The following is a 20,077-nucleotide window of genomic DNA, read 5'->3' on the forward strand; positions in this document are numbered from 1 at the left end:
GATTATTGGTCGACCCCAAATTTTCCGTGTAGAATTCGCCCTCTACCACCTCCCTGTGGGCGATACCCTGGCGGTACCGGAACCTCTCTCCGGTGCCGCCCTTTCCTGAAAGAACGATTGAACGGCCCATAATGTTTGCGAGACGGATCATCACGTGACCTGCGTTTCGGCAGGCATTCCATTCCGGCGATCTCGCGCCATCCCAAGATTTCTTCTCTGCACTTCCGAATGTAACATATATCGCGTGGCGATATTTCGCGCATCGTGTCCGTTTCAACGGCATGAACTTGCGGGACCGTGTAGCACTAAACATCCAGGAATTGAGACGCGCCCGCAGCCTCAGCCAGGAGGAGCTTGCTCATCGGGCCGATGTGAGTCGCGGCCATATGGGCAAGCTCGAGAACGCCAAGTTCGCGGCCTCCCTCGACCTTCTCGAACGTATCGCCAAAGCACTGAACGTAGATCCAGCAGAGCTCTTCACAAAACGCTAGCCAGTTTTTGCCAGCCCCTGATGCGTCCTGGAGCGGAACGTCTCAAGAGGTAGTCAAATGGAGTGCAGAGAGTTCGATGGGTAAGAAGAAGACAGGCTGGCCCTTCCAGAACGGGTTTCTGAACGACGGTGCGCAGGAGATTCACCTGTTCACCGATTACCGTTGGAATGATGGCTCGGTGAGCCGCCGCTGGCATGTCGATCCAGAACGCTTTGATGCTTGTCTGGTCGAGCTTCGCCCAGTTTCCCTGAAGGCATCAGACCGTTCGGATCAGTAGGAGAACCACTCCGAGTGGCCCATGTTGCCCTCGTAGTCGCCGTATTCAACCATGATACTGCGCAAATAGAAGTACGAGGAACCTCCGCCGGTCGGATAGGCGATCTCCTGACCGCCTTCCGATACGAATGCCTCGGGCCAGGGCGTGTGGGATCGGTAGACCCGCTGGATGTACCGGCAGGTGCGGTTCTCTCGGTCGCAGGAACGGAGAGACCAGTCCCAATACTGTTCACCTCCCCTTTCTCTATAGGCTTGACCGGTGAACCAGATCACATGGGTGCGGTTCAGCCATTCGTATTCGGGCAGAGTGGTGTCGAGCTCGCCCTCCCCGCCGGGCCCGCCCAGCTCGACCGGCACATGTGCGAAGGTGCAGACCCCGAAGGGCGGCAGGCTCGGCCAGGGCGTGATGCGGCGGATCATAGTGCGATAGGCCCGTGCACAGACTGCGCTCGGGGGGAAGCCGCCAGCCATGCAGAGCATGATGGCGCAGTCGATGTCATAGGCCTGCGCCTTCCCCGGGGCTCCGAACACCGCCATCACCCCCATCGCCGCTGCCATCGCCTGTCGCTTCATGTCGCTCTCCCGCAAAAGTTGCGCAGACTATCGCGCAATATGTATTTATCTGCAATATGTCGTATTGACTCCATATGACTTTATGGATTTAAGCGCAGGAAGTAGAAGGGCTCTCGTGGGGAGAGTCCGAACATGCCGATAGCGCGCAACCAGATCCTGATCACCATCGATGGTGTCAAAGACCTGTCCGAACAGGGCATCGCGTTCCGCTGCCGGTATGAACTCGTGGGGTTCACGGACGATGGCAAGCCGCGCTACCAGTGCATCTACCTGCGCGAGGGTGAGCCGGAAGCCATTCTGGTCTCGACCCGGATCACCCCGCACGGGCCTGAGCCGCGGTATTTCAACATATGGCCAGGGCTCTTCAAACATCATCTCGAGTTCGGTGACGGGCGCGATCTGCGCTTTGGTCCTGACTACAGCATCACCCTCGAGGAGCGCGGCTGACGTTATCGCCTTCGGCCGCGACGGCACAGCCCGGACTTCGGGCTGGACCTTTCACGGTGAGCGCCCTGCCTGGGCTGGTTTGGAACATAGCGCTGAAGCCGAGGTCGTTCTGGCCTCGTTGGACGCCACGCCGCCTTCCAGTCGCGACGACACCCTCTCCCTGATCCGCACGACTGCCGTCCGCCACCAGGGGAACCGTGCCCTGCGGCAGGTCAGCCTTGATGCGGACGACTGGCAAATTCTGTTCCGCGCCCTGGTCGAGGCTGAAAGCAGCTACAACCCGACCGCCGTCAGCCCGAAGGATGCCTATGGTCTTGGCCAGCTGATGCCGGATACTGCCCGTGCGCTCGGCGTCGATCCGCGCGATCCCTCCCAGAACCTCGACGGCGCGGCGCGGTATCTGCTCGCACAACTCGGAACGTTCAAGGACATCGACTTGGCGCTCGCGGCCTACAATGCCGGACCGCACCGGGTGGTCGAGTATTCCGGCATCCCGCCTTTCATCGAGACCCGCGACTACATCGCGCGCATCCACCGGATCCGGTCCCGACTTGCGGGTACACCTGTTTCCGCGCCGGACATCCGCGTCGCAGACCGGGTTCCAGCCCGCGCGCCGGTCCTCATCGATCTTCAGTAAAACAAGGGAACTTCGCATGCTTCGACATCGCCTCAGCCGCCTCTTGCCTGCCACCACAACCTTGGCGGCTCTCGCAAGCCCTGCCTTCGCGCAGGACTTGTCGCCGATCCAGACCATGCTGGAAACCGTCGAGGCCGCGCTGACCGGTCCGATTGGGATCGCGGTTGCCACACTCGCCGTCATCGGCACTGGTTTCATGTGCATGATGGGGCGGCTGAACTGGGGCTGGTTCGCCTCGGTCATCATCGGGATCGTGCTGATCTTCTCGGCCGGCACCATCGTCGACGGCTTCTCCTGAGGTTGGAGAATAGAGTTGGCAGAACGATCCCCCCTTTTTCTGGGCCTCGCCCGACCGCCCAAGTATCTGGGCCTCCCTGTCGGATACCTCGTGGTGCTGGCGACCGGGGTCGTTCTGCCGTTCATCTGGACCAAGTCCATGGTCTTCTTCCTGATCGGCCTCGTCGCCTATCCGATCCTCTGGTTCGTCGCCGACCGCGAGCCGCATTTCTTCGAGGTCCTGCGCGTTTCCTACGGCTCGGTGCGCCCGACGAAGAACCGCGCCCTGCATGGAGGCGACAGCTTTGGCGCTTGATGCGGGCACACTTTCCACTCACGGAACCGCTCTGCTTCAGGCTGGCGGCGGGGAGTTCGCGCGGGAGAGCTATCTCGCTGATCACCTGCCGTATTTCGCGCTTGCCGATGACGATGTGATGGTGCTGCGCGAGGGCGATCTGATGGCGACCCTGCGCCTTGATGGTCTGAACCCGATGACCAGCGAAGACGCACGGCTCGATGCGCTCAAGCGCGCGGTTGCCGCCATCGTCGCCCAGACCGGCAATGCCTTCGGCTTTTACATCCACCGCATCTCCGTGCCACAGGATCTGGGGATGCGCCCCATCGAGGGCGACAGCTTCGCCGCCGCGATAGATGCCCGCTGGCAGGCCCATGTGAAAGACCTGCGCCCGGCCAAGCGCCAACTCTATCTCAGCGTGATCCGGCGCCCCGATATCTCCGCGCGCATTCCATTCCTTCGGACGCTGGCCCGCAAAGCCTGGGTCAAGGACCGCGCGACGCGCCTGCAGGAGCTGAACGAGGTCATGGGCTTTTTCGAGGTGGCTCTGTCTTCGGCCAACCCTGTGCGCCTGACCCGCACGGGTGGTGAATGGCTGGGCTATCTAAACACGCTGAACGCGGGCAGCTTCTCCCCCATAGCCTTCGGACAAAGCGCTCTGCCTCTTTCACATATTTTGAGCAATTGCCGCGCGACCTTCGACGGCGACGTCGTCACCCTGACCGACGCCGTGACTGGGCGGGTCAAATACGGCGCGCTCTTTTCGATGAAGACCTACCCGGCATTGACCGATGTGACGCTGCTCGACGCGCTCGACCTGCCGCTCGACATCGTGCTCACGAACTCCTTCAGCCCGATCCCGAACAACATCATGGCCGAACGCATCCAGCGCATCATCCGCCAGATGCAGGCCTCCGACGATGCGGCCGTCTCCCTGCGCGAACAATTGGGCCAGGCTGCCGACGACCAGGAGGCAGGACGCATCGCCTTCGGGGACCATCACCTCTCCATCGCGGTCTACGCGCCGGACCGCGACACGCTCGAACGGGCCGCCGCCCAGATCAAACGCGTGGGTCAGGAGATCATGTCCGTCATCGTGCGCGAGAACATGGCGCTGAAAGCCACCTACTTCGCACAATCCCCCGGCAATTTCGGCTACCGCGCTCGCAAGACGCCGATTTCCTCCATCAATTTCGCCGACTTCGCAGCTCTGCATGGTAGCGTCGAAGGACGCGGTCCTGATCAGTCGCCCTGGGGTCAGACCATTTCGGTCCTGCCCACGGTCGGCACCTCTGGTTATCGCTTCAATTTCCACGAGGCGGGAGCCCCAGGCAAGGAACCGACCGTTGGCCATACGCTGGTTCTGGGGCGCACCGGGACCGGCAAGACGCTCACCACTGCCTTTCTCGCAGCGCAGGCGCAGCGGGTCGGCGCACGGCTTTTCTTCTTCGACAAGGATCGCGGCCTGGAGATGGCCGTGCGCGCCCTCGGCGGGCGCTATAACGAAATCCGGGCTGGCGTGCCGACAGGTCTGAACCCGCTCGCCACCGAAACCGACGAGCGCGGCCGCGCCTGGCTCTCGGACTGGCTTGCGACACTTCTCACACGGAATGGCACGCTCTCGGGCGAGCAATCCCGCCATATCCAAAGCGCGGTCGGCCAGAACGCCGATGCGGGGGCGGCGCTGCAGCGTTTCGCCAGTTTCGAGACCCTGTTCCAGTCACTCGATGATGATGGCGAGCTGCAATCCCGCGTTGCCGAATGGGCCCCCGGCGGGCGCTATGGCTGGGTGTTCGACGAGCCCGAGCGCGGCGCGGGCCTCAAGCTCACGGGCGACATCGTCGGGTTTGATATGACCGAGATCCTCGACATGACGACCGAGCGCATGGCGGTACTCTCCTACATCTTCCGCCAGATCGAACGCGTGGTCGAAGACCGCCGTCCCACCATCATCGTGCTCGACGAAGCGTGGAAGCTCTTGGACGATCCGTATTTCGGGGCGCGGCTGGAAAACTGGCTGGTGACGCTTCGCAAGATGAACTGCGTCGTCATCATGATGACGCAGTATCCGAGCCAGTTGCGCGACAGCCGCGTCGGCAAAACCATCGTCGAGACGGTGCCGACGCAGATCCTCTTCCCGAACGATCGCGCCACCGTCTCCGATTACGATTTTCTCCGCGTCAACGCCAAGGAGGCTGCCCTTCTCGTGCAGCCGACCATCGGCCAGCGCATCGCGCTTATCCGCTCGGCGGGCGACAGCGTCTTCGTCGATGCCGATCTCTCCGCACTTGGCGACCTCCTTCCCATCCTTGGCGGCGGCGCCACTGGCGAGGCCCGCGTGCCTGCCGATTGGCGCGCCAATCCCGATTTCTGGAGACATGTGATATGAGTTCGAAACCCCTCCTCGCGCTTTGCGCCGCCGCGAGCCTTCTTTCCGCTTGCGAGAAATACACCGAGAAAACCTCGCCCTGTTTCGGACGCAATGGCGAGCCGCAAGTGACGCGGTCCGCCCTGTCCTTCTCGACCATGGGCGCACCGGTGCAGGAGACGGCCAAGCCTGACTGCACCTTCGAGCCCCTGCCCCGTTCGGAATGAGCCGCGCCGCGATCATATCCGCCGGGCTCTGCCTCGGCCTCAGCGCCCTGCCTGCGCATGCCCAGGGCGTGCCGACACAGGACAATTCCGCGATCGGTCGCGCCATCGCCCGGGTGAGGGCATTGGCCGAGGATCTAAGCGTCCAGCAGGACAAGGATCGGACCGAGTCCACGCTGGCGGATGTGCAGGCCGACCAGCTGCGCGTCCTCGAGGAAATGACCGCTGCCATTACCGGGCCTGGCTTCGACATCCGTGCGCTCGAGGGCAATGCGGATTTCGGGGTGGCGGCGGTCTATCCCAATACCGATCCAAGCCCGATGAACAGCCGCCTCTTCGGCGAGGGCCGCGAGACGGTCGAGATGATGATCGTCGAGGTCGCCGGCGAGTTCGCAGGCGCGCCCGGTGTGGCCCGCGCCGGTCTCTCGGCCACCCAGTGGCGCTGCCTCTTCCAGGCTCTGATTAAACAGGAGAGTCGCTTCAACGTCGCCGCTGAAAGCCCGGTCGGGGCTTATGGCCTGACCCAGCTCATGCCTGGCACCGCCTCCGATCTCGGCGTCGACCGCTATGACGTGAAAGACAACCTCCGCGGCGGCGCGCGCTATATCACCACCCAGCTCAACCGCTTCGGCAACATACCCCATGCGCTCGCGGCCTATAACGCGGGGCCGGGTCGGGTCATCGAATACGGGGGCGTGCCGCCCTTTGCCGAGACCCAAGGCTATGTGCGCAACATCTCGAAATTCTACAACGAATACCTCGCTGTGGTGGGCGGTGCCGACGCGCTTGGCACGCTCTCGCCCTCGGATTTTGCGCTCGCCGAATATGCCAGCATCTCCGAGGCGGGCGTCTATTACGCCGCCGACAGTTCGGCAACGACCGAGCAAGTGATCAACCGCCTCCGCGCGATCATCCTGCAGATCGATGCGCAACCCAATGCCAAGGCGGCCTGGGAACTCAACACCTACGCCAAGGCCGAGATTGGCCGCATCCTCAACCTTCGCGTCCGGCTGATGGCCGCCAACCAGCAGCGCGAGGCGGTCTATGCGCAGCACCTCGTCGCAGACCGGTTGGCGGAGCGCGACTTCATGCAGATGGGAGTTCCCGAATGAGACAGCTTCTCCTGACCGTGGCCGCGGTCGCCACACTCGGGTTTACCTCGCCCGCAACGGCCCAGGGCGTCCCAACCTTTGATGGCTCGCAGCTTGGTCAACTCGTGGCGCAGCTCGAACACATGGCCGAGGACCTGAATGTCCAGATGCAGCAGCTCGCCACAATGCGGCTGGAACTGGAAACCCAGCTCTCGCAGCTCACGAACCTCGAGGCGCAACTGACCTCGCTCATTGAAGGCAGCGGGCTCGGAGAACTCTTCGCCACGGTCGAAGAATTCCGAGCGCTGCGCGGCAAGCTGGTGGCGCCCCTCAATACCGCACAATCGCTGGCAAGCGGCGATTTTCTCAGCGGCTTCAATCCGGGTGCAGAACTCTCGGCCTCGGTCGAACGGGTGCTTTCGGGCAGCGGGTTTACTTCGGAACGCCTGAGCACGCTTTCTGGCTCGGATGAGCCCGCCGATAACCGCATCGCCGCTTCCGCCGGGGCCAGCGCCATGCTCTCCGTCGCGGCACAGGAAAGCCACGAAGAAGCGGGCCAAAGCCTTGAGCGGCTCGAGACCATGGTCGGGCTCATCGACGATCAGGACGGGCTGAAGGCTGCCGTCGATCTCAACACCCGCGTCACCGCCGAGCTTGGCATCATCCTGACCCAGATTTGGCGGCTGGAAGCGGCGCAAGGCGTGAGTGCCGGCCAGCTTGGCGTTGTCGATGCCGCGACCCTCGCGGATGAGCGCAAGTTCCGCTCGATGGCGGTGGATCCATGAGGCAAACCATGACCCGCAGCTTGGCTCCAGGCCGGGCGCTCGGTCTCGCCGCCCTTGTCTTGAGCATCCTGCACAATGCTGCGTCGGCCCAGACCCCGAGCACGAACCCTTCCGGCGACACGCCCTTCAACTCGATGGCCATCGCGCGGGATCAAACGGATGAATGTCGTGTTCCGAAACCCCCTACCGATCTGGCCGAAACCGCCTATCTGCGCAATGGCTACCGCGCGATCTTGCGCATCCTGATTGCCGAAGAGGCGCTCGCTTCGGAAACCTGCACCTGCCTGCTGGATCAGTTCGCCTGGGATCAGGCGCTTGCCGCCCTGCCCCGGTTCCAGACCTCGGACAACCCGCGCCTGCCCTTCAACGTGCTCGAGCTCTACGCCAAGGCGGACGCGCTCGAGGCGCAAGTTGTGGAGGCCTGTGCGGAGTAAATGGGGGTCATTCGCGACATCCTTGGCCAAGTCGACGCCGCGGTGAACACCGTGGCGCAGGACGGCTTTATCTCCTCGGCGGCCTCGGTCGGTAATGTCATCTCGGCGGGCGCGACGCTCCTTGTCGTGCTCCTCGGGATCAACGCGGTCATGCAGCTCCGCCCCCTGCCCTTCGGAACCGGGTTTGCCTTCGGGATGAAAGTGGCCCTGGTCGGGATCTTCGCGCAGAGTTGGGATAATTTCAGCGTCATCTATGACATCGTCACGCGCGTGCCCGACTCCGTGGGCGCCTCGATCCTGGCGCTTACCGGCTCGGGCGACGAGGCAGGGGTCTATGAGAGCCTCGACAATATGGTCGCCCGCATCACCGCCTATGGCGATACGATCGGCGACCGCGCGGGCTGGGTCTTCGGCGCGGTTCTGGGTGCCATCTTCTTCGTCCTCTCCGCCGTCTTCGCCGCCGTCACCGCAGGGATCATCGCCTTCGCCCGCATCGTCTTCGCGCTGATGATCGTCATCGCCCCCTTCATGATCGTGACCTCGCTGTTCAAACCGACCCAGTCCCTCTTCGAGGCCTGGACCCGCGCCACCATTGGCTACGCGCTCATGCCGGTCGCCGCAGCAGGCGCCGCGGGCATCATCGTCGCCATCGCCGAAGCGATCGGGGACGCCTCCGCCGATCCGGGCGATGTCGAAACCGTCAGCCTGATCCTGCCCTTCCTCGTCATTCTGATCCTCAGCGCCGGGATCATGGCCTCGGTGCCCTACATCGCCTCCAATCTCACCGGTGTCGTCGGCATCGCGTCCAATGCCGTCGGTCTCACGGGCCTTGCGCGCCAGGGGTTCGTGAACACACGGGAGTATGGCGCGGGCGCAACCTCGCGCCTCGTCACCGGCAAGTCCCCGCATGAGCTGAACCAGATGGCCAATGCGGGTGTGGTGAAGACCGGCGAGCTGATCCGGCAAAGCCCCGGCGCGCTTCTCTCCGCCGCCAAGGCCTTCCGCAAACCCTGATGTGAAAGACGACGACTTTGAAGAAGCTTGTGACCAGTTCCTCCGCGCCTGACCGCGACGCTTTCGAGGCGGATTTCATCTACGGGCCAAGACGGCGTGAGCGTTTCGCCTGGTTCGTTGCGGCGGCAGGCGTGCTGGTTGGTGTTGCCGGCATGGTCGCGGGCGCGAGCCTCTTTCCACTCAAATCGACCGAGACCTTCGTCGTCGTGGTCGACAAGGAAACCGGAGAGATGGACCGGGTCGCCGCCGTACAGGCGCTGACGCTTTCCGAGAGCGACGCCATCATCCAGGCCAATCTCGTGGCCTATGTCGATGATCGGGAAACCTATGACCTGACCGATGGCGAGCAGCGTATCAACTCGGTGCTCAACCGTTCCGATGGCGATGCCGCCCGCACGCTGCGCGATCTCTGGTCCTCGACCAACGAAGACTACCCGATCACCGTCTATGGCCGCGACGCCAAGATCGAGGTGGTGATCAAGTCCGTGAACCAGATCGAGCGCGGCGTGGCCCAGGTCCGCTTCACCCGCACGCTGCGCCGTCCCCGCGACACCCGCACCGTCACCCGGTCCTATGTCGCTACCGTTGGTTATGACTTCCAACCTGAAACCCGCCAGCGCCTTCAGGACGTCTGGGCCAACCCCTTGGGCTTCGTGGTGACCTCCTACCGCGTCGACGCCGAGACTCTGGAGAACTGACCAAGATGAAATCTCTGCCCGCGCTTTTCCTGGCGCTTGCCCTTCCTGTTGCCGCAAACGCCGAGGCCACGCCGCAAGGCGGCCCGCTCGACATCCGCATCCGCACCGCCGTCTATAGTGAAAACCAGGTCTATCGGATCGAAACCGATCTGAGGCATTCGACCACGATCCATTTCGGGGCGGGCGAGCGCTTCGAGGCCGTGATCGTCGGCGACACCGAAAGCTTCCAGGTCGATCCGATCCCAGAGCTTGGCAATGTGCTGACCATCAAACCGCATGTGGCCAATGCCTCCACCAACATGACGGTGATCACCAACCGACGCACCTATTCCTTCCACCTGCGCGAAGGCTCGATCCCGAACCGCACCGGCATGTTCTTCGAAGTCCGCTTCCGCTACCCCGATGAGGAACGTCGAGCGACGGCGGCTACCCAGCCCAAAGGCTTTGAGGCGCCCCGCAACTACAACTACCGCGTCTCGGGCGAAGGTGATTTCCGCCCCAGCCATATCTATGACGACGGGCGCTATACCTACTTCGTCATCCCGGAAAACGGTCGCCAGCCCGCCCTCTTCAAGGCCGATGACCAGGGCCGTGAGCGCACGGTCAACTGGACCCAGCAAGGCAACACGGTCCGGGTGCTTGGGGTGAACACCTACTGGTCGCTGCGTATCGGCGATGAGGCGATCTGCGCCTGGCGCGACGAGAGCGCCATCTACGTGAGCAACTGACCATGGCCGAACAAACCCCTCCCGACCTTCAGGACCGTCTCGACCAGTTCAGCCAGCGCGGCAAGTCCAAGCCCCGCGGAAACAGCCTCGGGGTCGGCGCGCTCGCGGCCGCCCTCGCCCTTGGCGGGGCCGGGGTCGCGTATTTTCTGGCCACCGGTCTGCAGGAAGGTGACAGTGCGCTTGAGACCTCCGATGTCGAGACCTTTCAGGACCGCCGCCCCGGCTCCGGCGGGCGGCTGAAGTTTCCGCCCGACGAGACCGAGCAACGGGTCAATGACGCACTGATCGCCGTCGAGGAAGCGCTCGACGTGCCCGCCGCCCCTGCCCCGGAACCGAGCGCCGAGGTGCTGGCCGAAATCGCCAAGCTCCGCGAAGCCCTCGCCGCCAGCCAGGCTGCCCGCAACTCGGAAATCCAATCCGCTGTCGCGGACCTGCGCGAGGCCTTCGACGAGCAAAAGGCCGCGCTCGAAGCAACGCTCGCCGCAAAGGAAACCGAGCTGGCAAACCTCCAACGCCAGACCGAGACTCGCATCGAGGGGCTGCAGGCCATGCTCGATGCCGAACGGGCGCAGCGCGAGGGGCTTGAGGCCGAGCTCGATCGCGAAGGGGTGATCGCCGATCAGCGCCTTCTCGAACAACGCCGGCGTCAGGAAGAGGAGCAGCGTCTGCGCGAGGCCGAACGCATCGCCGAGGAGCTTCTGACTGCCCAGATCAAATCCCCCGCCGTGGTCTATGCGGACGGTCCACGTGGTGGTGCGAGTGGCGCGGCGGTGGCCGATCCTGCCGCCGCTGGCGCAAGTGGACCGGCCCTCTCGGGCAACGAGCAGTTCTTGCAGAGTGCGCGACCGCTCGAGGTGCAGGAGGCCGCCCGCCTCATCCATCCCGAACGCACGCTGACCCAAGGATCCGTCATCCAGGCGGCGCTGCAAACCGCTATTAACAGCGATCTGCCCGGCTCCGTTGTCGCGGTGGTCTCCGAGCCGGTGCTGGCGTTTTCCGGGGACCGGATCCTGATCCCCCGGGGCTCCCGCCTTTTTGGCCAATACCGCTCCGGGATCGAAATGCACCAGAAGCGCATCCTGATCCTTTGGACCCGCGTCCTGACCCCGGACGGCACCTCGATGGAAATCGCCGCTGTGGGCGGCGACCAGCTTGGCCGCTCGGGCCTCACTGGTCTCGTCGACACCAAGTTTGCCGAGCGCTTCGGCGGGGCGGCGCTGATTTCCGTGATCGGGGCGGCGCCTGCCGTGGCGGCGGAGAGTGCCAACAACGAGACGACAAGCATTGTCCTGGGCGATGTCAGCAGCGACCTGCAGGACGCTGTCGGGTCGGTCATCGCCGATCAGGTCTCGATCGCGCCGACGATCTATGTCGATCAGGGCGCCTCGGTCACCGTGCTCGTGGACCGGGATGTGGTGATCTACGGGGGTTCCGGTTCACAATGAAAAAGAAGCATCAGGTTTCGCGTTCGAGCCGCAGGCGAGAGGCAGCGAAACCAGGTTCAATATTACCGGAATCACCGAATTGATGGATCAGGCCTCGCCAGCCTCATACCTCGAGCGTTATCTCGACCCGTTCCGCGATCTCCTGCGGCGTGACGACGTGGTCGAGATCGCGATCAACCCCGACGGCAAGGTCTGGCTCGAGGTCGCGGGGGATGCCAGCATGCGCCACGAAGGTCAGACCGTGGATCGGACCACAGCCCTCAACATGGCCCAGACCATCGTCGGCGATGCCAAGGCCCGCGTCTCTGAAAAGAACCCCCTCGTCTCCGGCAAGGTGGAATATGCGGGCCGCCCGCTTCGGGTCCAGGTCGCCGTGCCGCCCGCCATCGATCGCGGTGCCTCGATCACCATTCGCCTCTTCGCCTCTGGCAGCATTAGGGACTACGCCCCGGCTTATCTCTTCGGCAAGGCCGTCTCGCTCGACGCCCTCCGCGCGGAGAAGATGAAAAACATCGCCAGTCTAGCGGAGGAGAACCTTGAGGCCGCGCTGCAGACTCTGGTCGAGGCGCGGCTCAACGTCCTGATCAGCGGCGGCACCTCGACCGGGAAGACCACGTTCGCCCGCCACCTCCTGACCCATGTGAGCGAGCACGAGCGGCTGATCACCATCGAAGACGCTTTTGAGCTCTTCCCCGGCCAGCCCAACACCGTCGCCCTCCTTGCCGACCGCGGTGCCGGTTCGCAACGCAGCGCCAACGCTCTCCTTCAAGCCTCCCTCCGTATGCGACCTGACCGGATCATCGTCGGCGAGCTGCGCGGTGCCGAGGCCCTGACCTACCTCGAGGCCATCAACACCGGCCATGGCGGGTCGGTTTCCACCATCCACGCGGAAACCGCAGAACTCGCAATCGATCGACTGGCGATCATGGTGCTGCAGGCCGGCACACCACTGACCTTTGCCGAGGTTCGGGAATACATCCGGAAATCCATCGATGTGATCGTCCAGCTCGGGCGGGCCGAGGGGAAGCGGGGGATTACGGAGTTCTATCTGCCGGGGTCGAGAAAACTACCGACATAGACGGCGCGATGCAGCCGTTTGCAACGCTGAACTGAACTTCCGCAAGGCGAAGTGTAGCGTTCACGCCAAAAGGAGACAGCTGACGTATTATCAACGGGCAGCGGTGACACTCCGGACCTTGGGGCGTTGAAGGAGTATCGCACAATTTCTTTGACCGCAGCGCGAAGAAAAACCTAACTATTTGAATTACGTATGATACTCTCTATGCGAGCAGCAGCGGGGTCGGCACAACCACCCTAAAACGAAAGGAGGCGACCACTGACTCAAGTACTTCCAGAAGATTTGGTTAATATAGTTTCGGGCGATCCAGAAGAGTTGGGTGTTCATCTCCAGCTTGTTAAACGGGACGTGCTCTTGAAAGATTGCGTGGCCCGTCTCCACTGTCATTGCCTGACTGTGGATGGGAACGGACGCGTCAAGCCGGAGCGTCTTGCGGAATTTATGCGCAACTCAATTATCGATTATGCCGTCCCGAAATCGCGGTTGGATGATGCGCGGGCGCGGGACGCCAGATTCAAGTCCGGAAGCGCGGTTGCAGCCCTGCACCACGAGGCAATCGGCACTTTTACGGACCTTGCCAATACTGGCGAAGGCGGCGAGATGCTGCTCTTCCTACTCGCAGAGCGCTTTCTCAAGGTTCCTCAGGTGCTCTGTAAGATGGACCTTAAGACCGACTCTCACATGCACTATCATGGTGCGGACGGCGTCTATGCTTCCGTAAACGAAAACGGCCTTCTCAAACTTTTCTGGGGCGAGTCAAAGGTGTATGGCGACCCTACAGCGGCCATAAGAGATTGCCTTTCATCACTTGCCCCTTTCCTCGTGGAGACGGACCACGAAGGCGCTGATCGCGAGCGGGATCTCGTGCTCCTCAGCGACAAAGCCGATCTCAGTGATCCGGAACTTACGGCCGCATTCCGGAAATATTTCGACCGAACCTCACCGCTATCGAACAGGGTCGAATATTGCGGGATCGCGCTTATCGCCTTCGATGCGGATTTCTATCCGAAAGATGATGCAAAAGGCATCGGGGAGGACATCCTGAAGGCGGCGAATGACGAAATGGAAAAATGGGTGAAGAATGTAAAGAACAGACTATCGGTGGAGAAACTCGACAAATTCGACATTCAGTTTTTCTGTGTGCCAGTGCCTTCGGCGGATGGGTTTCGCGCATCGTTCCTTAAGGCGCTGGGTATTAAGAAATGAAAGATACCGAACTCTTTGATTGGCTGTCGGGTGAGGCGCTTCGTGATGATATTATCAGGTTGACTCAGATCACAGTGGCGACTGAGATAACAAATCTGGACGCAATCCATGAATCCGCTGACCCAAAGAAGAGCTTTGACTGGCAGCAGCTTCTTTTGGCCGGAAGCCTTTTGGCCAGATCAACCGAACGAACGCATCAGGAGGCGGCGCTGCGGATCGCAACCGCTGCCGTCACACTCGAAACTTCGCCGGAAGTGCGGGATGCGGGGGCTGTCCTCCTCGAAAAGCTGTCCAATCGCAGGTCCGTCGAGCTGGCAATACTGCGAAACCGGATCGCTCCCGATCTTGAGGGCAGACTGGGCGTGTCGATGCGCCTTGAAGCCAACAGAAGACGTTTCGAGGACTCGATACTCCTTGAATCGAGCGGAAAATGGATAGGCGTCAACGATTTTCAGAAAGAACTATGGGCGGGCGCCTCTTCCGGCGCCGGCTGGCTTTCAGCGTCCGCGCCAACCGCGTCCGGAAAAACTTACCTCGTTTTGCAGTGGCTGCTCGATCACGTTCGCACGAGCAAGACAAAGATCGCCGTTTACCTTGCCCCAACCCGGGCTTTGGTGAGTGAGATTGAACTCAGTCTGAAGGAGCTATGTCAGTCGGACACCGGCATCGAGATCACGTCGCTACCGCTGACGGAAGTTTATTTCTCATCTACGACGGGAGACAAGAAAGCCGTCTTCGTATTCACGCAGGAGCGTTTGCACCTGCTTGTCAATCTTCTCGGGGAGGACTTCAGTGTAGACCTTCTCATTGTTGATGAAGCGCACAAGATCGGAGACAATCAGCGTGGTGTAATACTGCAGGATGCAATCGAGCGGGTGTCTCGGCAGAACCCGATGATGAAGGTCGTGTTTGTAAGTCCTTCGACACAAAATCCCGGAGAACTGCTTGAGGATGCGCCGAACGATATGCCGAAAACGTCGGTCAATACCGATATGCCAACCGTTCTGCAGAACGTGATCCTAGCCGAGCAAGTGCCTCGGAAGCCCAAGGAGTGGTCGCTGGACCTTGTCTGGGGCGATTCACCCATACCACTGGGCACGCTTAAACTGTCAAACAAGCCTGCGGGCCTGAAAAAAAGGCTGGCGTTTATCGCAGCGGCGGCAGGCGGTCGCGGCGGCACACTGGTTTACTGCAACGGCGCGGCTGAAGCGGAGGACGTCGCGCTCCTTATCAGCCAGTTGGAAGGCTCGGAGAAGACAGATGATCAGGAATTGCTGGACCTGGCTGATCTGGCCCGCAAAGGGGTCCACCGTAATTATCAGCTCGCGCCGCTGGTCGAACGTGGTGTCGCTTTTCACTATGGAAACATGCCCTCTCTCATCCGCACCGAGGTTGAGAGGCTGTTCCGCGACGGCAAGATAAGATTTCTTGCCTGCACCTCGACGCTGATTGAAGGAGTAAATCTCTCTTGCAGGACCATCGTTGTGCGCGGTCCCCGGAAGGGCCGTGGGAACCCGATGGAGCCGCACGACTTCTGGAACCTCGCGGGACGGGCCGGTCGCTGGGGAAACGAATTCCAAGGCAATATTATCTGTATCGATCCAAAGGATGAAAAAGCATGGCCCGTCGGCGTGCCGAAGCGCTCACGCTACCCGATCAAGAGAGAAACTGACGTCGTTATATCTTCCACCGATGAACTGGCTGCGTATCTTGAGAACAGAAACATCGACTCTTTGGCCGATCTTGCGCAAGGCGAAGAATTCGAACAGGTCGGGGCTTACCTCCTCAATACATATATTCGTCTTGGTACGCTTTCCGATGCCGCATTTGCGAAACGGCATTCTCCAGATGCGCTCCGGAAACTCGATAGAAGCCTCGAAGGTATTTCGGCGCTGATCAATATTACGCAGGATGTTCTAGTAAGACATCCAGGCGTCAGCGCGGTGGGCCTGCAGCGTTTGCTGGAAGCTTTTCGAAAGTACGAAGGCAATATCGAAAATCTGCTGCTCGCGCCTTCGGAAAGCGTCGATGCGTACGACAGGTACGTCACCGTCATGCGACGGATTAACGCAAATTTGTATCCTGTCTTCCTGCCAGACAGTCTCATTCCCCTGCACGCGCTCGTGGTTGTCGAGTGGCTGAAAGGATTGTCTTTGGCTGCAATTATCAGGAAGCGTATAGAGTATCAGCAACGAAACAACAGATCGTTCAAGCTTCCAGTGCTCATTCGCGAAACGATGAGCATGGTGGAAGAGACAGCAAGATTCAAGGCACCGAAGTATATTTCCGCCTATATGGATGTCCTCCGCCTGTTCTTGACTGAAGCCGAGCGCGAGGACCTGATTGATGAAGACTTTGACATCGGGATAGCGCTTGAGTTTGGCGTCTCCAGCATCACGCTTCTCTCATTAATGGAACTAGGGCTTTCCCGCATGTCTGCGGTGGCCTTGTATGAGAAGATTGCGCGCGACGATCTGGACAAGGAAGGTTGCCTGGCCTGGATTAATCAGCATGGCCCGAATTTCGCCGGGATGGACCTGCCTAACCTTATCGTCAGGGAAACGCTGCAGGTATCGGGCCTTGATGATCCGGAAGCGGGCCACGAATTCAGCGAATAGAGTAGAGAGGAAGCGATTATGCCCGCAAAGCCAGTAGAGATCGGATCGCTCTCATTCGCGAGGAAAGGAGACGCAAACGACTTTTTTAGGGATATGCTGTACAAATATGAACTGGGTGACAAGGTAACCAATGAAGACGCCGAAATACTAACGCATCTCATGCATATGCATCCCGAAGCCGCCGAAAAGATCGGCCCGGGAATTGAAAGCTTCAGTGTAAGAACGGCGGATTACGGAACGCGCTGCTTCTGGGTCAACCGCGTCGATGGAACGACAGAAAAATTCTCCTTTCGAGCGTGTTACTGATCATCAACACAGAGCTGCCATCGGCTATCGCTCATTAATTGGCTCGTATTCGAGTTTATGCTCTTCCTGGTGTGCGGTGACCTGCCACTGGGCTCTGATCCAGCCATGACTGGTGCCCGGTTGGTCTTAAGCTGCCTACGGATTCTGGACCGCCGAAAGGTGGAGGATCCGGTTGCCGAAAACAAACGCGAAATACATGCTATGCGAAATCTTCTTCTCTAAAATTCAATCTTAGTTCTGCGCCACGGCTGCCCTATACCCTCGCTGCTTTTTGCTAGCATGGAGCTTCATGAGCGCCGTGACAGCCTTGCCCTCGTCATCATGAAATTCGATCATCATCTGCCCTCGAAACCCGATACGGCCCCATTCCCGCACGAGGCATGCGCCGCCAAACAGGTCTGGTTGAACACTCATTCTATAGAAGCGCCGCATGTTGATAGACAGGTCGACCCGCTTGAGATCGACTGTCGTCGGGAACACTTCCATTTGCTGCATCGTATCCAACATATTGGGCAATCCCTTCTCATGTGTCACAATATCAGGTAGACATATGTGTTTCCACTATGTTCTAATTTTTCCCGACTCGGGCGAAACATTTCCGCTGCACTCTCTCCTAGCTTGGCAGAACTGCTGCAGGTTTAGGATTTTGACTGTACTTCGTGTTCTTGAATAGGGCGACAAATGGTAAAGAACATCTGCATATTCTCGGACGGAACCGGCCAGATGGGTGGCGCCAGGCCAGACCAACGGCTGTCGAATGTTTACAAGATGTATCGAGCCATGCGTCCCGGCCCAGATTCACCAATTAGCCCTAAGGACCAAGTGGCTTTTTACGACCCGGGCTTGGGAACAGGAGAACGCGGTGGGTTTTTCGGTCGGATCAAGCCCATCCTGGAAAGCGCCGTCGGAACTGGCATCGACCACAACATAATCGATTGCTACGAGCAGATCATCGCCCATTACGAGCCCGGCGACCGTGTGTTGCTGTTTGGGTTCTCGCGCGGGGCCTACACAGTAAGAGCACTTGCAAACGTTATGAACCTCTGCGGTGTCCCGACGCAGATGCCAGATGGTTCGCCGGTCCCGCGTTACGGCCCCGGATTGCGCAAGATCGCCAAGGACGCTGTAAAATTCGTGTATAATCACGGTGCTGGAAAACCGCGCGGACAAGATCCTTACTTCAAGAACCGTGAAGAACTCGGCAAGCGATTTCGCAAGAAGTATTCGAGCTTTCCGCTCGTAGGCGAAGAAAATCAGGGAAACGTTCAGCCAACATTCATCGGGGTCTTCGACACGGTGGCATCACTGCGAACGGCAGTTGTCCGCACCTTGGTCTGGGGCGTCACGTTCGGGGTCGGGGCGGCTTTGGCCGCAGGCGTTGCACTCGGATGGTCTTGGCTTTTGGTTGTTCCGCTTGGCGTACTTCTAGTCGCGCTTCTTTGGCAGCTAGGTTCCCTGTTGCTCGACAACTTCAAGTATTTCTCGGACGATCCCGAGCGCAAACTGAAGCTCTGGCGCCCAACCGATTGGCCGCAGATTCTCAAGACGGGTCATTTCGCGGCTTGGAACAAGCGCAACTACGACAAGTGGCTGGATCCCGATGTCCAACACGCCCGTCACGCCATGGCGATCGACGAAGACCGTGCTGACTTTCCAAGGGTTGGATGGGCATCGAAGGCGGCCGCGATTGAGACCAAAGATCGAGAGCCGAAGTGGTTGAAGCAGGTCTGGTTCCCGGGCTGTCATAGCGACATCGGTGGAAGCTATCCTGAGGCAGAGTCCCGCCTGAGCGATATCGCCCTCGATTGGATGGTCGACGAATTGAAAGACTGCGTGCCGTCGATCCAGATCAACGAGAACGTCTTGAACCGCGCCCCTGACCCTCTGGGTTTGCAGCACCGCGAAGACGCGATGGTAGCATTTGGCCCCCTCCGCATCCGCTGGAAGAAGGGAATTCGCGCAGTTGGCGACGACTTCCCGCTCCATCCTTCAGTCGAAGAGCGCATGCGAGCCAAGGCCGTCGCCCAGTGTGGCGAGGTCAAACCCTACCGACCTGCCCAATTGAAAGAGCGACGCGACTTGAAATTCTACTACGACGAATAGGGGACTAGTCGACGGCGCTCACCCTCCCAACAATTCCTCGATGAAGTCCTCCTGCCGGTCGAGCGCCGCCTTCCAATCCTTCGGCACGGCGGCTTCCCTTTCGAGCGTCTCGGGCTCGGGCTGCCCGCGTCCGGCCTCAATCGGCATCACGCTCATCGCGCGCGCTTCGCGCCGCTGCGATCGATCCCGGACAGGCGCACGTTCGGCTAGTTTCGCCTGGTCGTCTGCGCCGACCTCAAAGTCACCGCCCCAGGGCCCCACGCCCTGCACACTCGGCGGATAGGGGAACGGCTTGCCGTCCTGGCGGGCCAGCATGTCCTTGAAGAACGGATCGTCGTAATACTTGATCCGGCTAGCCTTGATAGGGTGCTGGGGCGAAGCGAGGATTATGACCTCGTCGGGATCCATGAGGCGCGCTTCCGTCTCGGAAAGTAGCGGCCGCTCTTCCAGACGCGCCGAGGTCGAGGTCGCGCCAAGGAAGCCCTTGTTGCGACCGTACATCCGGGTCACCGCCTCGCGGGTGGTGCTGCCGACCGCGGCGGAGACCTCTTTCACCGTGCGCTGGTCCCGCGGGGTGATGTAGAGCTTCAGCCCTGCCCCGTTCTCGAGACTTTCACGGCCCTCGGGCCCGTAAATCCGATCAAGCGAAGCCAGCGACTGCGCGATCATCGCGACGCGGCCGCCATAGCTTGCCAGCGAATGGATCGCCCGCTCGAGATAGGGCATCGCCCCCATCTGCTGGAATTCGTCGATCATCATCATGACCGGCCAGGGCTCGTCCGGGCCGGGCTCGTTCAGCCGGATCGAGGCGATGAGATCGGCGAACATCAGGCGCAAGAGCGGCGCCAGCGTCGCGATGTGATCCTCGGACACCGCGATGTAAAGCGACTGAGGGGTCTTCCGGAAGGTCGAGAAATCGAAGTCGCTCGCCTCGGTGGCCGAGCGCACCGCCGGGTTGTCCCATTGCTTGAGACCGGCCGTCAT

The 20,077-nt window shown here is 60.8% G+C and carries 23 protein-coding genes; 20 read left to right on the forward strand and 3 right to left on the reverse strand.

Annotation, left to right across the window (positions count from 1 at the left end):
- The first annotated feature begins 281 nt into the window (after window positions 1-281).
- Together PXK01_RS14860 and PXK01_RS14865 are read left to right on the forward strand one after the other, a co-directional pair.
- On the forward strand, window positions 282-491 hold the full coding sequence (locus PXK01_RS14860; RefSeq protein WP_007120600.1) for a helix-turn-helix domain-containing protein: 210 nt from the start codon (window positions 282-284) through the stop codon (window positions 489-491).
- 76 nt (window positions 492-567) lie between these two features.
- Complete coding sequence (locus PXK01_RS14865; RefSeq protein WP_007120601.1) at window positions 568-768, forward strand: hypothetical protein; 201 nt, start codon at window positions 568-570, stop codon at window positions 766-768.
- Here the strand turns inward: PXK01_RS14865 and PXK01_RS14870 are convergent.
- A complete protein-coding gene (locus PXK01_RS14870; protein WP_007120602.1) occupies window positions 762-1,340 on the reverse strand; it encodes a hypothetical protein in 579 nt (192 codons plus the stop codon). The two genes, PXK01_RS14865 and PXK01_RS14870, sit on opposite strands and share 7 nt — an antisense overlap.
- Before the next feature lie 132 nt (window positions 1,341-1,472).
- Here PXK01_RS14870 and PXK01_RS14875 point away from each other — a divergent pair, with 132 nt between their 5' ends.
- From PXK01_RS14875 to PXK01_RS14955, 17 genes are all read left to right on the forward strand, one after another.
- Window positions 1,473-1,787: a hypothetical protein gene (locus tag PXK01_RS14875; RefSeq protein WP_007120603.1), complete on the forward strand. Its 315-nt coding sequence runs from the start codon at window positions 1,473-1,475 to the stop codon at window positions 1,785-1,787.
- A gap of 79 nt (window positions 1,788-1,866) precedes the next feature.
- A complete protein-coding gene (locus PXK01_RS14880) occupies window positions 1,867-2,424 on the forward strand; it encodes a lytic transglycosylase domain-containing protein (RefSeq protein WP_007120604.1) in 558 nt (185 codons plus the stop codon).
- 16 nt (window positions 2,425-2,440) lie between these two features.
- A complete protein-coding gene (locus tag PXK01_RS14885; protein ID WP_007120605.1) occupies window positions 2,441-2,722 on the forward strand; it encodes a TrbC/VirB2 family protein in 282 nt (93 codons plus the stop codon).
- Between the two features lie 15 nt (window positions 2,723-2,737).
- A complete protein-coding gene (locus PXK01_RS14890) occupies window positions 2,738-3,016 on the forward strand; it encodes a type IV secretion system protein VirB3 (RefSeq protein ID WP_038070148.1) in 279 nt (92 codons plus the stop codon).
- The gene (locus PXK01_RS14895; protein WP_007120607.1) at window positions 2,991-5,384 is read left to right on the forward strand and encodes a VirB4 family type IV secretion/conjugal transfer ATPase; all 2,394 of its coding nucleotides are present in this window, start codon (window positions 2,991-2,993) and stop codon (window positions 5,382-5,384) included. The genes PXK01_RS14890 and PXK01_RS14895 overlap by 26 nt, the downstream gene beginning before the upstream one ends.
- Complete coding sequence (locus PXK01_RS14900; protein ID WP_007120608.1) at window positions 5,381-5,590, forward strand: hypothetical protein; 210 nt, start codon at window positions 5,381-5,383, stop codon at window positions 5,588-5,590. Before PXK01_RS14895 ends, PXK01_RS14900 begins: the two co-directional genes overlap by 4 nt.
- Window positions 5,587-6,699: a lytic transglycosylase domain-containing protein gene (locus PXK01_RS14905; RefSeq protein ID WP_007120609.1), complete on the forward strand. Its 1,113-nt coding sequence runs from the start codon at window positions 5,587-5,589 to the stop codon at window positions 6,697-6,699. The genes PXK01_RS14900 and PXK01_RS14905 overlap by 4 nt, the downstream gene beginning before the upstream one ends.
- Window positions 6,696-7,463 carry a type IV secretion system protein gene (locus PXK01_RS14910; protein ID WP_007120610.1) on the forward strand — a complete coding sequence of 256 codons (768 nt, stop codon included), beginning with the start codon at window positions 6,696-6,698 and terminating at the stop codon, window positions 7,461-7,463. Before PXK01_RS14905 ends, PXK01_RS14910 begins: the two co-directional genes overlap by 4 nt.
- Before the next feature lie 8 nt (window positions 7,464-7,471).
- Window positions 7,472-7,897 carry a hypothetical protein gene (locus PXK01_RS14915; protein WP_007120611.1) on the forward strand — a complete coding sequence of 142 codons (426 nt, stop codon included), beginning with the start codon at window positions 7,472-7,474 and terminating at the stop codon, window positions 7,895-7,897.
- The gene (locus PXK01_RS14920) at window positions 7,898-8,911 is read left to right on the forward strand and encodes a type IV secretion system protein (protein ID WP_007120612.1); all 1,014 of its coding nucleotides are present in this window, start codon (window positions 7,898-7,900) and stop codon (window positions 8,909-8,911) included.
- Between the two features lie 17 nt (window positions 8,912-8,928).
- Entirely contained in the window at window positions 8,929-9,609 is a 681-nt protein-coding gene (locus tag PXK01_RS14925) for a virB8 family protein (RefSeq protein WP_007120613.1), read from the forward strand.
- A 5-nt stretch (window positions 9,610-9,614) separates the two neighbouring features.
- A complete protein-coding gene (locus PXK01_RS14930; protein ID WP_007120614.1) occupies window positions 9,615-10,337 on the forward strand; it encodes a TrbG/VirB9 family P-type conjugative transfer protein in 723 nt (240 codons plus the stop codon).
- A 2-nt stretch (window positions 10,338-10,339) separates the two neighbouring features.
- Complete coding sequence (locus tag PXK01_RS14935; RefSeq protein WP_007120615.1) at window positions 10,340-11,782, forward strand: TrbI/VirB10 family protein; 1,443 nt, start codon at window positions 10,340-10,342, stop codon at window positions 11,780-11,782.
- Window positions 11,783-11,864: 82 nt separating this feature from the next.
- A complete protein-coding gene (virB11, locus tag PXK01_RS14940) occupies window positions 11,865-12,860 on the forward strand; it encodes a P-type DNA transfer ATPase VirB11 (protein WP_007120616.1) in 996 nt (331 codons plus the stop codon).
- Window positions 12,861-13,208: 348 nt separating this feature from the next.
- Window positions 13,209-14,066, forward strand: coding sequence for a HamA C-terminal domain-containing protein (locus tag PXK01_RS14945; RefSeq protein WP_235859527.1), 858 nt, complete (start codon window positions 13,209-13,211; stop codon window positions 14,064-14,066).
- Window positions 14,063-16,684, forward strand: a complete 2,622-nt coding sequence (locus PXK01_RS14950; protein ID WP_084353841.1) for a DEAD/DEAH box helicase — start codon at window positions 14,063-14,065, stop codon at window positions 16,682-16,684. The genes PXK01_RS14945 and PXK01_RS14950 overlap by 4 nt, the downstream gene beginning before the upstream one ends.
- A gap of 18 nt (window positions 16,685-16,702) precedes the next feature.
- Window positions 16,703-16,990, forward strand: a complete 288-nt coding sequence (locus tag PXK01_RS14955) for a DCL family protein (RefSeq protein WP_007120620.1) — start codon at window positions 16,703-16,705, stop codon at window positions 16,988-16,990.
- Window positions 16,991-17,221: 231 nt separating this feature from the next.
- Here the strand turns inward: PXK01_RS14955 and PXK01_RS14960 are convergent, their stop codons facing one another.
- On the reverse strand, window positions 17,222-17,497 hold the full coding sequence (locus tag PXK01_RS14960) for a WGR domain-containing protein (protein ID WP_007120621.1): 276 nt from the start codon (window positions 17,495-17,497) through the stop codon (window positions 17,222-17,224).
- A gap of 174 nt (window positions 17,498-17,671) precedes the next feature.
- Here PXK01_RS14960 and PXK01_RS14965 point away from each other — a divergent pair, with 174 nt between their 5' ends.
- A complete protein-coding gene (locus PXK01_RS14965) occupies window positions 17,672-19,093 on the forward strand; it encodes a phospholipase effector Tle1 domain-containing protein (protein WP_040701697.1) in 1,422 nt (473 codons plus the stop codon).
- Window positions 19,094-19,111: 18 nt separating this feature from the next.
- Here the strand turns inward: PXK01_RS14965 and PXK01_RS14970 are convergent.
- Window positions 19,112-20,077 (reverse strand): type IV secretory system conjugative DNA transfer family protein (locus PXK01_RS14970; protein ID WP_274860687.1); only part of this gene is annotated, 966 nt, incomplete at its 5' end.

The organism is Phaeobacter sp. PT47_59, from assembly GCF_028890025.1.
Lineage (GTDB): Bacteria > Pseudomonadota > Alphaproteobacteria > Rhodobacterales > Rhodobacteraceae > Phycobacter.

Coding starts and splice junctions, on each gene's coding strand:
- PXK01_RS14900 (WP_007120608.1), top strand. CDS start 5,381: ATGAGTTCGAAACCCCTCCTCGCGCTTTGCGCCGCCGCGAGCCTTCTT.
- PXK01_RS14950 (WP_084353841.1), top strand. CDS start 14,063: ATGAAAGATACCGAACTCTTTGATTGGCTGTCGGGTGAGGCGCTTCGT.
- PXK01_RS14905 (WP_007120609.1), top strand. CDS start 5,587: ATGAGCCGCGCCGCGATCATATCCGCCGGGCTCTGCCTCGGCCTCAGC.
- PXK01_RS14960 (WP_007120621.1), bottom strand. CDS start 17,497: ATGTTGGATACGATGCAGCAAATGGAAGTGTTCCCGACGACAGTCGAT.
- PXK01_RS14935 (WP_007120615.1), top strand. CDS start 10,340: ATGGCCGAACAAACCCCTCCCGACCTTCAGGACCGTCTCGACCAGTTC.
- PXK01_RS14910 (WP_007120610.1), top strand. CDS start 6,696: ATGAGACAGCTTCTCCTGACCGTGGCCGCGGTCGCCACACTCGGGTTT.
- PXK01_RS14930 (WP_007120614.1), top strand. CDS start 9,615: ATGAAATCTCTGCCCGCGCTTTTCCTGGCGCTTGCCCTTCCTGTTGCC.
- PXK01_RS14965 (WP_040701697.1), top strand. CDS start 17,672: ATGGTAAAGAACATCTGCATATTCTCGGACGGAACCGGCCAGATGGGT.
- PXK01_RS14885 (WP_007120605.1), top strand. CDS start 2,441: ATGCTTCGACATCGCCTCAGCCGCCTCTTGCCTGCCACCACAACCTTG.
- PXK01_RS14955 (WP_007120620.1), top strand. CDS start 16,703: ATGCCCGCAAAGCCAGTAGAGATCGGATCGCTCTCATTCGCGAGGAAA.
- PXK01_RS14915 (WP_007120611.1), top strand. CDS start 7,472: ATGACCCGCAGCTTGGCTCCAGGCCGGGCGCTCGGTCTCGCCGCCCTT.
- PXK01_RS14860 (WP_007120600.1), top strand. CDS start 282: ATGAACTTGCGGGACCGTGTAGCACTAAACATCCAGGAATTGAGACGC.
- PXK01_RS14875 (WP_007120603.1), top strand. CDS start 1,473: ATGCCGATAGCGCGCAACCAGATCCTGATCACCATCGATGGTGTCAAA.
- PXK01_RS14895 (WP_007120607.1), top strand. CDS start 2,991: ATGGAGGCGACAGCTTTGGCGCTTGATGCGGGCACACTTTCCACTCAC.
- PXK01_RS14920 (WP_007120612.1), top strand. CDS start 7,898: ATGGGGGTCATTCGCGACATCCTTGGCCAAGTCGACGCCGCGGTGAAC.
- virB11 (WP_007120616.1), top strand. CDS start 11,865: ATGGATCAGGCCTCGCCAGCCTCATACCTCGAGCGTTATCTCGACCCG.
- PXK01_RS14870 (WP_007120602.1), bottom strand. CDS start 1,340: ATGAAGCGACAGGCGATGGCAGCGGCGATGGGGGTGATGGCGGTGTTC.
- PXK01_RS14865 (WP_007120601.1), top strand. CDS start 568: ATGGGTAAGAAGAAGACAGGCTGGCCCTTCCAGAACGGGTTTCTGAAC.